17 protein-coding genes are annotated in these 13,447 nt (G+C 35.9%); 8 read left to right on the top strand and 9 right to left on the bottom strand.

What is annotated here, in order from left to right; genetic code table 11:
* The 3 genes from BAU28_RS02555 to BAU28_RS02565 form a co-directional block, all read right to left on the bottom strand.
* Positions 1 to 155 (bottom strand): ComZ family protein (locus BAU28_RS02555; RefSeq protein WP_071717632.1); only part of this gene is annotated, 155 nt, incomplete at its 3' end.
* A 64-nt stretch (positions 156 to 219) separates the two neighbouring features.
* Positions 220 to 1,092: an NAD-dependent epimerase/dehydratase family protein gene (locus BAU28_RS02560; protein WP_071717633.1), complete on the bottom strand. Its 873-nt coding sequence runs from the start codon at positions 1,090 to 1,092 to the stop codon at positions 220 to 222.
* A 29-nt stretch (positions 1,093 to 1,121) separates the two neighbouring features.
* Positions 1,122 to 1,856: a lipase family protein gene (locus BAU28_RS02565; protein WP_071717634.1), complete on the bottom strand. Its 735-nt coding sequence runs from the start codon at positions 1,854 to 1,856 to the stop codon at positions 1,122 to 1,124.
* A gap of 156 nt (positions 1,857 to 2,012) precedes the next feature.
* Between BAU28_RS02565 and BAU28_RS02570 the strand changes: the two genes are divergently transcribed.
* Positions 2,013 to 2,195: a YjzD family protein gene (locus BAU28_RS02570; RefSeq protein WP_002170822.1), complete on the top strand. Its 183-nt coding sequence runs from the start codon at positions 2,013 to 2,015 to the stop codon at positions 2,193 to 2,195.
* Positions 2,196 to 2,226: 31 nt separating this feature from the next.
* Here the strand turns inward: BAU28_RS02570 and clpB are convergent, their stop codons facing one another.
* Together clpB and BAU28_RS02580 are read right to left on the bottom strand one after the other, a co-directional pair.
* Positions 2,227 to 4,827 (bottom strand): ATP-dependent chaperone ClpB, encoded by a 2,601-nt coding sequence (gene clpB, locus BAU28_RS02575; protein ID WP_071717635.1) that lies wholly within the window; start codon positions 4,825 to 4,827, stop codon positions 2,227 to 2,229.
* 172 nt (positions 4,828 to 4,999) lie between these two features.
* A complete protein-coding gene (locus BAU28_RS02580) occupies positions 5,000 to 5,179 on the bottom strand; it encodes a YjzC family protein (RefSeq protein WP_002170820.1) in 180 nt (59 codons plus the stop codon).
* A 489-nt stretch (positions 5,180 to 5,668) separates the two neighbouring features.
* On the opposite strand from BAU28_RS02580, the gene BAU28_RS02585 reads away from it, so the two are divergent.
* The 3 genes from BAU28_RS02585 (at position 5,669) to BAU28_RS02595 (ending at position 6,920) form a co-directional block, all read left to right on the top strand.
* Positions 5,669 to 6,478 carry a Cof-type HAD-IIB family hydrolase gene (locus BAU28_RS02585; protein ID WP_001041222.1) on the top strand — a complete coding sequence of 270 codons (810 nt, stop codon included), beginning with the start codon at positions 5,669 to 5,671 and terminating at the stop codon, positions 6,476 to 6,478.
* 103 nt (positions 6,479 to 6,581) lie between these two features.
* The gene (locus BAU28_RS02590) at positions 6,582 to 6,722 is read left to right on the top strand and encodes a hypothetical protein (RefSeq protein WP_025150364.1); all 141 of its coding nucleotides are present in this window, start codon (positions 6,582 to 6,584) and stop codon (positions 6,720 to 6,722) included.
* Entirely contained in the window at positions 6,723 to 6,920 is a 198-nt protein-coding gene (locus BAU28_RS02595) for a DUF3813 domain-containing protein (protein WP_002170818.1), read from the top strand.
* A 25-nt stretch (positions 6,921 to 6,945) separates the two neighbouring features.
* On the opposite strand, the gene BAU28_RS02600 is transcribed toward BAU28_RS02595, so the two are convergent.
* Entirely contained in the window at positions 6,946 to 7,803 is an 858-nt protein-coding gene (locus tag BAU28_RS02600) for a YitT family protein (protein WP_025150362.1), read from the bottom strand.
* 100 nt (positions 7,804 to 7,903) lie between these two features.
* Between BAU28_RS02600 and BAU28_RS02605 the strand changes: the two genes are divergently transcribed.
* Together BAU28_RS02605 and prsA are read left to right on the top strand one after the other, a co-directional pair.
* Positions 7,904 to 8,035 carry a DUF3941 domain-containing protein gene (locus BAU28_RS02605; RefSeq protein ID WP_001120850.1) on the top strand — a complete coding sequence of 44 codons (132 nt, stop codon included), beginning with the start codon at positions 7,904 to 7,906 and terminating at the stop codon, positions 8,033 to 8,035.
* Between the two features lie 129 nt (positions 8,036 to 8,164).
* A complete protein-coding gene (gene prsA, locus BAU28_RS02610; RefSeq protein ID WP_071717636.1) occupies positions 8,165 to 9,022 on the top strand; it encodes a peptidylprolyl isomerase PrsA in 858 nt (285 codons plus the stop codon).
* A 137-nt stretch (positions 9,023 to 9,159) separates the two neighbouring features.
* Here the strand turns inward: prsA and BAU28_RS02615 are convergent, their stop codons facing one another.
* Positions 9,160 to 10,014 (bottom strand): CvfB family protein, encoded by an 855-nt coding sequence (locus BAU28_RS02615; RefSeq protein ID WP_002170815.1) that lies wholly within the window; start codon positions 10,012 to 10,014, stop codon positions 9,160 to 9,162.
* Between the two features lie 244 nt (positions 10,015 to 10,258).
* Between BAU28_RS02615 and BAU28_RS02620 the strand changes: the two genes are divergently transcribed.
* Entirely contained in the window at positions 10,259 to 10,750 is a 492-nt protein-coding gene (locus tag BAU28_RS02620) for a YajQ family cyclic di-GMP-binding protein (RefSeq protein ID WP_001040146.1), read from the top strand.
* A gap of 71 nt (positions 10,751 to 10,821) precedes the next feature.
* On the opposite strand, the gene BAU28_RS02625 is transcribed toward BAU28_RS02620, so the two are convergent.
* Positions 10,822 to 11,049, bottom strand: a complete 228-nt coding sequence (locus BAU28_RS02625; RefSeq protein WP_048369699.1) for a hypothetical protein — start codon at positions 11,047 to 11,049, stop codon at positions 10,822 to 10,824.
* Between the two features lie 52 nt (positions 11,050 to 11,101).
* Positions 11,102 to 12,403: an alpha-amylase family glycosyl hydrolase gene (locus BAU28_RS02630; protein ID WP_071717637.1), complete on the bottom strand. Its 1,302-nt coding sequence runs from the start codon at positions 12,401 to 12,403 to the stop codon at positions 11,102 to 11,104.
* 214 nt (positions 12,404 to 12,617) lie between these two features.
* On the opposite strand from BAU28_RS02630, the gene BAU28_RS02640 reads away from it, so the two are divergent.
* The coding region (locus tag BAU28_RS02640) for an ammonium transporter (RefSeq protein ID WP_071717638.1) at positions 12,618 to 13,447 on the top strand (830 nt) is incomplete at its 3' end.

Below are 13,447 nucleotides of genomic sequence, written 5' to 3' on the forward strand. Positions count from 1 at the left end.
AGCTCATATGCTTCGCTCATTACTTTCATCAATAACTCTAACACTGGCTGTGCTTTCTCCATATCAAGTGCAATTCCATTATCATCTAAAATTGCCTTCGCTTCTGGTAAATGCTTCATCGCGATTTGTAAAAATTGCATGCTTTTTTCATTCATATTATTTCTTCCTCTCTATAAAAAGCTCTCATTCCATTATCCATACAATAGTGTAACACGTGTTTTAGCCCTCGTATAACTCTTTATATTTTTTCATATGTGCCAATTGTTTATTTAAACCGAATTCTAATGGTGTGTTTCTTTTAATAGAAATAATCTCTATAGCTTCATCTCTTACTTCCACATTTTTTTTATTTACTTTATCATCTGCATGCAACAGGGTCATACCTTTTTCCCATAATGCTTCTTTTCCACTAAGTAAATTATATACACCAAGATGCTTTATATTCGTTCCATTTTCCCATAAGTATTCACATACATCTTCAACGTAAAGTAAATCGCTTCCTTTTTCTTCATTCATACAATGGCACTCTTTCTCATCGAGTTCTGATAAGATGAGCTGATGATACATCATAAATGATGGTTGCCACGGTCCATATAATGTAGGAACTCGAAATACACTATATTGCAGTTCTCCTTTCTTCAACCCTTCTTCTACTTTCGAAAATAGACGTTTATTTTCGGATTCTTCAGTGCTCCCTATTTCAATAGAAGAAATCAAATTTAACTTTACTTTATTTTTTTCACACAGCCTTACAATACGCTTTAAATATTGTAATATGACCCTTTCATTCCGAAACCCACTTTGCTGATTCGGCTCATACAAGCAAAAGTAAACCGTATCAAAACTATCTTCTTCTACTACCCGCCATCCGTCTTCATCCCTGATAGAATAGTACGTAAACAACGCATTTCGTCCAATTAAAAATAATTTCTCTTCATTAATTTTCGTCATACCATCTAAATCATCAAAATCAAGCCCATACACTTCCACTTCTTCTGCGATCATTTTATTCACAAGGTGATAACCTACAAACGTAAGTGCACCTATAATAAGCACGCGTTTCATATCACCAGCCCTTTCTCCTTTAAACAAATAGCCCCTCATTTATGTATATGGGAGCTTCACAATTCTTCTTCATATTTTTTAAAGAAATCACACGTTTGCCTAACCATTTTATATTTCACATCCTGTAGATGGAATAAGACAGAGGTATCACATTGTTTTAATTGCCTCATTTGCTCATATTTACGCAATAATTGTTTTCTCCCTCTTTTTTCTTGTGTGGATACGAAAATTTTAACCGGTACACAAGAAGGAAGATATGCAAATGATTTCTTATTTATTTTTGATTCCAACTCTGCTTCTTTTGACTCGTATGCCAAACTTAATTCTTTAACTAATCTTTTATAAAAAAACTTGTTTTCCTTCTCAAATTCCACATATTCTGGTAAATCTAAACAAGGATTTAACATAACGACAGATCGTATACATTCAGGGTATTTGTTCATCATCTCAAGCGCTACAAGCGCCCCCATACCATCTGCCATAATGTGCATTTTCGCATTTAATGTCTCTTTTCTTAGAACGACATCATATAAACGCTTTGCTAGACGAACAGATTGATCGTTTCCCCAATGCCTTCCGTATAAATTAGATGAAAAGACCGTGTAGCCCCTTTCAATAAGGCCATTTAAAAAACAAGCTCTTCCCGCATGCTGTGTCCATAAACTTGTACCATTCTCAATGAAATAGTTATAGTCCCCAAGGAGCATAACAGAAAATCCATTTGGCTTCTCCGGTAAATACATTACACTTGGTTCTTTTTCTAAGTAAAAGAAACGTTCCGTAATACTCATTTTTCTCCCGCCTTATTTTCTAAACGTATAAAACCACTCTTTTATACTGTATGAACAGAATGCAAATTTGCGTTGAAAAATCTACAAATATTTTTCTATATTCTTTTTTCAATTGTGTTACAATAAGGACAGATTGAACGAATAGAGGTGTAAAATATGCGTTTTATTTGGGCATTAATTTGGTCGTTCTTGCTTGTACATATGATGAGCTATGTAATCGGCTCTATGACTGGCGGTGCATACGATTTTAACCAAGCGTCTATTTTCTCAGTTGTTCTTGCGGTATTAGTATTAGCGATTTCAGCTGCAATTCCAAACGAGCCAGTAGAACAACACTAAAAAGAGTCCGGATTTTATCCGAACTCTTTTTTTATTTTACATGAACGACTAATTCGTTATTTTCTACATCAACAACTACGTGACTATTATCAGTAATCGTTCCTGCAATTAATTCTCGTGCTAATTTTGTTTCCACTTGACGTTGTACGTATCTTTTCAATGGACGAGCTCCGTACATCGGATCAAAGCCGGCTTCTACAACGAATTCTTTCGCAGAGTCTGTTAATTCTACAGTAATGTGACGGTCAGCTAAACGACCTTGTAATTCTTTTACAATTTTATCAACAATACCTTTAATTTCATTCGTTGTAAGAGGTTTGAATAAAATAATTTCATCGACACGGTTTAAAAACTCTGGTCGGAAATGTCCTCGTAATTGCCCCATAACAAGGTCTCGTGATTCTTCTTTAATAGAACCATCCTCTTCTAACCCTTCTAATAAATGCGCAGATCCAATATTTGAAGTCATAATAATGACCGTGTTTTTAAAGTCTACTGTACGTCCTTGTGAATCTGTAATGCGCCCATCGTCTAGCATTTGTAATAAAATATTAAATACTTCTGGATGTGCTTTTTCGATTTCGTCTAACAAAATAACAGAATACGGTTTACGTCTTACTGCTTCCGTTAATTGACCGCCCTCTTCATATCCAACATATCCAGGAGGCGCACCGATTAAGCGTGACACAGCGTGTTTTTCCATGTACTCAGACATATCGATACGAATCATTTGCTCTTCGCTATCAAATAACGTTTGTGCTAACGTTTTTGCAAGCTCTGTTTTACCTACACCCGTAGGACCTAAGAAAATGAATGAACCAATTGGACGATTCGGATCTTTAATACCAGCACGAGCACGAAGAACTGCATCTGATACTAAGCTTACTGCTTCTTCTTGTCCGATTACACGCTCTGATAAAATTTGCTCTAAGCGTAGTAATCTCTCGCGTTCGCCTTCAACGAGTTTTGCGACAGGAATACCAGTCCAGCGTGAAACAATATCTGCAATTTCTTCTTCACTTACTTCCTCACGTAATAAACGATTTTCTTGTTTATTATGCGCGCCCATTTCTTCCGCTTCTTTTAACTCTTTTTCGATAGCTGGAATTTTTCCGTGGCGAAGCTCAGCTGCTTTATTTAAATCGTAATTACCTTCTGCTTCTTCTAACTCACGGCGCAAACGTTCTAAATGTTCACGTAAGTCACGAACTTTGTGAATGTCTTCTTTTTCTTTCTCCCATTTTGCTCTCATGCCACTTGCAACTTCTTTTAAATCCGATAATTCACGTTGTAATGTTTTTAGACGTTCTTGGCTACCAAGATCCTTTTCTTTCCCAAGGGCAGCTTCTTCAATTTCTAACTGCATAATGCGGCGCGTTACTTCATCTAATTCTGTTGGCATAGAATCAATTTCTGTTCGAATTGTTGCACAAGCTTCATCAACAAGGTCAATTGCTTTATCTGGTAAAAAGCGATCTGAAATATATCGATCTGATAACACTGATGCCGCTACAATTGCACGGTCATGAATATTTACACCGTGATAAATTTCAAAACGCTCTTTTAAACCACGTAAAATTGAAATTGTATCCTCAACAGTTGGCTCTTCTGCTAATACTTGTTGGAAACGTCTTTCTAACGCTGGATCCTTCTCGATATATTTACGATATTCATCTAACGTTGTTGCCCCGATACAATGCAGTTCACCACGAGCAAGCATTGGTTTTAACATATTTCCTGCATCCATTGCTCCTTCTGTTTTACCAGCCCCTACAATTGTATGAAGTTCATCAATGAATAATAAAATGCGGCCTTCGCTCTTTTTAATTTCATTTAAAACAGCTTGCAGACGTTCTTCAAACTCACCGCGGAATTTTGCTCCAGCTACGAGCGCACTCATATCTAAAGCGAAAATTGTTCTATCTTTTAACCCTTCTGGTACATCTTTTTTCACGATACGCTGCGCTAATCCTTCAACGATTGCCGTTTTACCAACACCTGGTTCCCCGATTAAAACAGGGTTATTTTTCGTTTTGCGTGAAAGAATGCGGATTACACGGCGAATTTCACTATCTCGGCCAATAACAGGGTCAATTTTCCCCGCTCTTACTTCAGCCACTAAATCACGGCCATATTTTTCTAACGCTTCATAAGTTGCTTCTGGATTTTGACTAGTCACTCTTTGATTCCCCCGAACTGTCATTAAAGACTGTAATAAAGTATCTTTTGTAATGTTACATTTTATAAATAATTGATTTATATCGCCCTTTTCTTCACAAAAGGCAAGTAATACATGTTCTATTGAAATATAATCATCTTGCAATTTTTCCGCTTCAGCCCCTGCCCTAACAAGCAGTTGTTGCAAAGCACCCGTTATATACAATTTCCCTGCTTCTGCCCCGCCTCCAGTTACAGAAGGCTTTTTCTTAATTAAACTTTCTACACCTGTTTTTAATGCTTCTATATCGACATTCATTTTTTGAAAAATACGTACTGCTAATCCATCTTGCTGCTCTAATAATGTAAGCAATAGATGAACAGTATCTACTTCTTGATGATGATGAGATACCGCTAAAGATTGAGCACTCATAATCGCTTCTTGTGTTTTCGTTGTCATTTGATTTAAGTCCATCTTTACAGCCCTCCAAATGTTTGACTTTCTTTGACCTTTGATTTGATTATACGCCAACTTACTTTTTTATACAATAAATTTGCTTATGTATTTCAAACTTATTATCGGAAAAAGAAAAAGGTAACATTCATTTTCCAAATCAAAAAAGCCGCAATAACTATTGCGGCTTCTGTTACGGTTTTCTTTTATATGTCCACTGACGGTTATGATTTGTATTCTCTGGAAACCTTTCCCCGACAGTTAATTTCACCATTTGCGGATCCTTTACCATACTTCCCGTTTCACCAATTTCTACATAAATACCATCATTTGGTGCTTTTTGCCCAGAACGAAACCTACGATTTTGTCCCATTTTCATTCTCCTTCCATGACGTCTTGCCTCATTAGTATATCCATTTTAAAAGAAAGCTTTTCTGTCATGTTTAGGAAACAAGTACTACTGTTTATCCACTTACATATATAATTACACAAGCTTAAGCAGGAATTTCCGTTATATTTGTTGAAAAAAAAGAAACCAACCTATCTTTAGGCTAGTTTCAAAGGAGAGTCAAACATATACGAGAAGATTACATGTTCATTATATGTCTCATCGCCCAAGCAATGTAACCCTTTTCACAAATTGTACATAATGAAAGAAACATTGTTTGAACTTTCTAAAAAGATGTTGACTTTTCCTAATTTCCAGCGAGAAATAGTGGACACCACCGCACTTTGCGACGTAAGATGGATATATAGTGAAACTTCCATCTACGGTGGTTTCACCTAGCCTAACCTCTTATTTCTGCATATTAAAAACGGAAATACAGATAGACACAAAAAAATTATTATAAGAGGTGAAATTATGAACAAACAACATTTAATCGCATTAGACTTAGACGGAACATTATTAACAGACAACAAAATAATTTCTCCAAGAACTAAAAACACAATTGCAAAAGCAAAGGAACAAGGACATATTGTCGTTATTTCAACAGGGCGTCCATTCCGCGCTAGTTACGATTATTATAAAGAGCTTAGTCTTAATACACCAATCGTAAACTTCAATGGAGCTTACGTGCATCACCCTCTTGATTCAAGTTGGGGAACACACCACTCTCCTCTTGAACTTTCAACAGCGCAAGAAATCGTCCGAGCTTGCTTTGATTTTGGCGTGAAAAATGTATATGCCGAAGTCATGGATGATGTGTATGTTCGTGAAATTGATGAAGATAAAAAACATATTTTTGAATTCGGTTCTCCAAAGATTTTCACAGGAGATTTATTAAATATTTTAAACGACCATCCAACTTGCTTATTAATCGACGCACATGACGAACATTCCGCTGCAATTCGTCAGCATTTAACAGATATGCATGCTGAAGTAATTGACCATCGAAAATGGGGTGCACCTTGGCCAATTATTGAAATTGTAAAAAGCGGACTAAATAAAGCTGTCGGATTACAAAAAATCTCAGGTCATTACAACATTCCAAAAGAGCGAATCATCGCTTTCGGTGATGAAGATAACGACTTTGAAATGATCGAATTTGCTGGTCATGGAATTGCAATGGGAAATGCGATCCCTGAATTAAAATCACTCGCAAACCACACAACATTAACAAACGAAGAAGATGGTATCGCCCTATATTTAGAAGAGGTTCTTGGATTGTAATCTAAAAATTCCCTGCTTATAGTTTCTCGCAAAACGCTCATACTATTATTAGACGCGAAAAAGCGTGTCAATTGTTTTCAGTTAAATAAAGGGGGTTTTTCGAATGGGTAAAAAGAACAAATCAAAACGTTTTATCCAACAAGGAGCCGATGCTGTTATGAAGCATGCTGCAAGATTCCCGTACAGAGGTACATTAGCTGAGGCAGAAAAAGCAAGAAGTAACTCTTCTCTTGGAGGGGTTTAAATGGGGAACTTACTATTCCAACAAGCTAGAGACGCTGTTGCAAATGCCGTTTCTTGTTCAAGCGGTGCTGAACAACAGGAACTCGTTTATAGGGCAAAAAACGCTTTGCACTCTGCTTATGCAAACTCTTCAACTGCTGAAAAAGTTCAGCTACATGAAATGCAGGAGCAATTGCAAAACATTACGAATTCACATTAAAAAAGAGGACCAGCTTTGGTCCTCTTTAATCTTTTCTAAACAATCCAAACACTCCGACCGTTTGCAGTATATTTGTAAATGCACCTGGGTCCACTTGTTTAATGACCCTCTCTAATTCGTATAGCTCGTAACGAGTAATAACAATCATTAACATTTCTTTATTTTCATTTGTATACGCACCTGTTGCTGGTATAGTTGTAATCCCTCTCACTAAACGAGAATGAATCGCTTTTCGCACATCCGCTCCATTCTTCGTAACAATTAATGCGGTAATCTTCACATGACGAGTATGAATTGCATCAATGATTCGCGTCGATACATACAAAGTGACCAAAGTATATAACGCTTTTTCCCATCCGTATACGTAACCAGCAGCGATAATGATAAGTGCATTAAAGAAGAAAAAATACGTACCGACAGGCTTATCTTTTATCTTTGATAAAATCATGGCGATAATATCTAAGCCACCTGTAGAGGCGCCCCACTTTAAAGCAATTCCTACCCCAATAGCTGAAATAATACCACCAAAAATGGCATTTAATATTATATCGTTCGAAACCGCTCTAACTGGGATAATTTCTAAAAACAAAGTCATAAATATAACGCAAAGAAAACTAAAAAATGTAAAAGCCTTCCCAACCTTTTTCCAAGCCAAAATAACGACAGGAATATTAAATAAACTAAATAATACCCCCGTAGATATATGAATAGACAAAAAGTCACCTAATATTTGTGATAATAACTGAGACAATCCAGCAAATCCACTCGCATATACTTTCGCTGGTGTTAAAAATAAATTCATCCCAATCGCATTTAATAAGCCTGCAACAATTACGACGACTAACTTCTTAATAAGTTCAGTATAATTCAGCTTCAAATCCATTTCTAATCCACCTTTATTATTCATGAATGCACCGCTATACATAGTCTTTACGAAAAAGGAAATGATAAACGTACAACGTTTAGAAATGGAGTTGATACATATGCCACATACGAGCGATAACGACAAAAAAGCACGCGATAATAATGCAAAGCGTACTCAAAAAAATGAACAAGAGCAAAAAAATATAGAACAAGGTAAGCGTGCCTATTCTAAGAAAACAGATCATCTTTGATTACATCGTACATCAACATTAATGTTGATGTACTTTTTTACATTTTACAGGGAAAAAACATTGAAAATTCACTTCATGTTCACTTCTATATTCTACAATAGCGATAACATATTCGGATGAGGTGTTAGCATGAGAGGGAAACATATATTCATTATCACTGCACTAATAAGTATATTAACGTTATCTGCTTGCGGACAAAAAAACGACTCGGCCACAATCGCTACAGCAACAGACTCAACGATTACGAAGGGCGATTTCGAAAAGCAATTGAAAGACCGTTACGGAAAAGACATGCTATACGAAATGATAGCACAAGATGTTATCACTAAAAAATATAAAGTATCTGACGATGCCGTGAATAAAGAAGTACAAAAAGCGAAAGATCAATATGGAGAACAATTTAAAGCAGTACTAGAAAACAATCGTTTAAAAGATGAAGATGATTTCAAAAAGCAAATCAAATTCAAACTGGCAATGAATGAGGCCATTAAGAAAAGCGTTACCGAAAAAGATGTGAAAGACTACTATAAACCAGAGATTAAAGCTAGTCACATTTTAGTAAGTGACGAAAATGAAGCGAATGAAATAAAGAAAAAGTTAGACGCTGGTGCTTCATTTGAAGAATTAGCAAAACAAGAATCTCAAGATATAGCATCAAAAGATAAGGGTGGAGACCTTGGATACTTCGGGGCAGGCAAAATGACACCTGAATTTGAAAAAGCTGCCTACAAATTAAAGGTTGGGCAAATTAGCAATCCTGTTAAATCACCAAACGGCTATCACATTATTAAACTAACTGACAAAAAAGATTTAAAACCTTACGATGAAGTGAAAGACTCTATACGTAAAAACATAGAAGAAGAACGTCTTGCCGATCCTTCATACAGTCAAAAATTATTACAAGATGAATTAAAAAAGGCAAATATTAAAATAAACGATAGTGACTTAAAAGATACATTTTCTCATCTTTCTGAGCAAGGGAACTAAAAAGCGAGAGTATAAACTTTTAAACAGTATGCATGATTGTAAATGAAATTATATCGGCGATTTTTCAAATATATCGATTTACTGACAAAATAAAAAGAGGGGGCTGTTTCAAACAGCCTCCTCTTTTTTAATCCACTTTACTTCTTAAAGTAAGTCCAGCCTTCTTCTTGGTAAATCTTTTCTTCTTTCATCATTTTACCAAGCGCACGCTTAAATGCAGCTTTACTCATGTTGAAACGTTCTTTAATATCTTCTGGGTGGCTCTTATCCCAAAACGGCATTGCTCCGCCTCGTTCTTCCATATATTCATAAATAACCGCTGCATCGTCTTCCATTCCTTCTTCTTTACGAGGAAGAAGTGAAATGTTGATTGTACCGTCATCTTTCACGTCAATAATACGGCCCGTTACACGTTCACCAATGCGAACTTGTTCTTTTCTTTCTGTATGGTGTAAGAAAGCGCGGAAATGCTCGTCAGTTAGTATGAATGAACCAACTTGAAGTGAGCGATACACACGTCCATTTACGTTTTTATTACGCATAGATGGCGTTGCATCTACGATAATTTCTTGCATATCTGAATCTCTTGCCGGAAGAGCAATTAAACGATCACGATTCGTTAATTTTAGCGTACAATATAATTCATCGCCTACTTCTGGCCATACTGGCATATAAATCGGGAACTCATCGGCTGGAATTAGTATATCTTTTGATACACCAATATCAACAAAGACACCTAAACTAGGAATAACTTCTACAACCTTTACCCAATTCCAATCATATGTTGTAATAATTGGTTCCTTCATTGTTGCTGAAATACGATTTTGGTGATCAAGGTATAAGAATACATCAATCGTATCGCCTTCTTGAATTTCTCCAGCTACTTCGTTTTTATGTAGGAAGATTTCTTCTTCTTCATTCCCAACCATATATCCGATTTCCGTTTCGCGTAAAACAGTTACCTGTTCAATCGATCCTAATTGCAAATACATATTTTTTAATTCCCTTCTATATATATAAAATTATCTTTTTTATCATTCCAAACAAAAGTTAATTATAACACGATTTTTCCTTTATTTGTCCAACTGCCCAAAATTCACTATAATAAAATGAGGTTACATGAATATAAGTATGAAAACACTTAAGTCTAGACTCGTTTTCAGCTATACTTTAGTATGTACAGTACATAGCCTTTAGGCGCAAGAAAGATTAGAATTTTATTTGGAGGTGCTAACTATGGCAAAAGATAGTTCTTTTGACATCGTTTCGAAAGTAGAATTACCCGAGGTAACAAACGCAATTAACATCGCATTAAAGGAAATCCAAAACCGATATGACTTTAAAGGAAGTAAAAGTGATATTAAATTAGAAAAAGAAGTACTTGTTTTAACTTCTGACGATGAGTTCAAATTAGACCAAGTAAAAGACGTTCTCATTTCTAAACTTGTAAAACGTAACGTTCCAATTAAAAACTTGGACTACGGAAAAGTTGAAGCTGCGACTGGTAACACTGTTCGCCAACGCGCAACACTTCAACAAGGTATCGATAAAGATAACGCTAAAAAAATCAACAACATCATTAAAGAAATGAAATTAAAAGTAAAAACACAAGTTCAAGATGACCAAGTACGCGTAACAGCGAAAAGCCGTGATGACTTGCAAGCAGTAATCGCAGCCGTTCGTAGCGCTGACTTACCAATCGACGTACAGTTCATTAACTACCGCTAAAAAGAAAACTCCTCTACTTAGAGGAGTTTTCTACTTATTAAGAGTTATAACATTTTAAGTTGTACACATTTTTAAGAGCAACACATTATCGCTTCATTAAATGATTTTTCAGGAATGTATACTTTATCATTTTCTATTTTGTATTTAATGTTATTTCTCTTCAGAATTGCTGTATCAACAGAATGAACACTATCACCCCACTGAACAAACTTTCCATCGTCACCGTTGTCCCAAAAATACAGACTTACAAATACGATAAGAAGACATAAACATAGAACGAACAACTTCTTTTTCCTCAAACGCCACACCTCACCCTACACTATCAATTGAATCTCAAAAGAGAATGTCTCATTAATTACGCTTCTTTTTAACCGCAATTAAGAACGCAATAAATAACACGTTTACACCAACGATTAGAGATATAAATAACCAATTCATACCCGTTTCTTCTCCAACTTTATACACATTCGCTTCTTCACGCTTTAAAACGAGATAAAACTGCCCGTTTTCTTCTCTTATAATTTCATCTTCTAATAACCCTCTTAACTCTTGCTTTGCTCCGATTGCACTTACAGGTAAGGAAACTTTTTGCGTTTCTTTCGTATTATTAATCGCTACTAGTGTTACTTCATCTTTATATTTTCTCTTTAACACACTCATTCCACTTTTATCATACAGAAGTTCAAACGTACCACGTCGTAAAGATGGTCTAGTTTGTCTAAGCTCACCTAACTTTGTTATGTGCTGCATAAATTTCTCATCTGATTTGAAATCCATTAATCGTCTATTATCCGGAGCATTCCCTCCATCTAATGCAATTTCAGTTCCGTAATAAAAATTCGGTATTCCCGGAGATGTATATAAATAAGTGAGCGCTAGTTTTAAACGAGACGGTGGATAATACATATTTTCTTTTGCAATACGTGCAAATCTCTCTGTTTCCTGATTATCTAAAAACGTAGCGAATTCTCCTTCTTTTTCACTCACATCATATAAAGGCTTCACAGACATATCTGCTTTTGAAAATGATTCTACTATTTTTTTATAGTATTCATTATCTTCTTTTGTCATAATGTGAAAATCTTTCTTTATCGCCTGCAAATCTTTTTGCACTTCATCCCAAAAAGCTCGCGGCTTTTTTTCACTATGTATAACATAACTTCCATCTAAATCGGCTTCTTTTATCCACCATTTCATGGAATCAATTAATTGTTGTTCATTTTCTCCAAATGGAAATTGAAATACAACTTTCATCCCTTTTCCGTGAGCCTCTTTTACAAGTTCTTTCACATCTGCTTCTGTTCCGAAATGTTCATTTACTTTTTGAAAATCACGCGCATCATATCCATCGTATTTTTGACTTTCAAAAAGTGGAGAAAGCATAACAGTAGTAAAACCCATTTCTTTTATGTAATCCAATCTTTTTATAATCCCCCGTATATCTCCGCCCTGGTACCCTTCTAAATTTCCAACATCCAATTGTTTATCATTTTTCGGCTCTCCGTTATTGAAGCGATCAATCATAATGGAGTATATAACTTCATCTCGCCATTCTCTTTTTTCTTCCGCAAAAGTATGTACTGGTACAAACAAAGCGACAGCTAAACAAAAACAAATGAATAGTTCCTTAGCCCATATTTTTTTCACACGCATCCCCCAAATTTATAATTGTAAGAATATTATACCAATTATTAGAACAAATCGCATACGGCTAATTTCCTTCATCAAAAATAACACATGTGAGATTTTCTCACATAAGATATAAAATTATCTAAAAATTCAGTTGATTTTCATTTTAATTTCTAATATGATATGAAACATAACGAAATAATGTAATGTTTTCTCACATTATAAGAGGAGGGAAAGAATGAATACAGGAGATACGGTTTTTATATTTGTATCTACAGTAATGGTCATGTTGATGACACCAGGATTGGCACTTTTTTATGGAGGTATGGTTCGCAGTAAAAACGTACTCAGCACGACAATGCACAGCTATAGTGCAATGGCTATCGTTTCAATTCAATGGGTTGTTATTGGTTACTCTTTATCATTCGGACCAGATTGGCACGGACTTATAGGTACGCTTGATTGGTTCGGCCTAAACGGAGTTACCTACGCACCAAATCCAGACTACTCATCTACTATTCCTCACAATTTATTTATGATGTTCCAACTCATGTTCGCTATTTTAACTCCCGCTTTAATTTCAGGTGCATTCGCTGAAAGAATGCGATTTTCAGCCTTTCTTATTTTTATCCTTCTCTGGACAACAATCGTTTACAACCCTGTCGCTCATTGGGTATGGGGCGTCGGTGGATGGCTAAAAGAACTCGGCGCGTTAGACTTCGCTGGCGGTAATGTCGTTCATATCACATCTGGTGTTGCCGGTCTTGTATTAGCGATTTTCCTTGGAAAACGAAAAAACATAAGCGGTACCTCCCCTCACCATCTACCATTTACGATGTTAGGAGCGGGCTTACTATGGTTCGGCTGGTTCGGTTTTAACGTCGGTAGTGCATTATCCTTAAATGACGTAGCTTTAACTGCATTTATTAATACAAATATAGCCGCTGCTGCCTCTGCATTAACTTGGATGCTCTCAGAATGGTTCTTCCAATCAAAACCAACCGCAATGGGAGCTGCTTGTGGGGTGATTTCCGGTCTAGTTGCAATTACGCCGGCTTGCGGATTTGT

This window comes from Bacillus paramycoides (assembly GCF_001884235.1).
GTDB classification, from domain to species: domain Bacteria; phylum Bacillota; class Bacilli; order Bacillales; family Bacillaceae_G; genus Bacillus_A; species Bacillus_A paramycoides.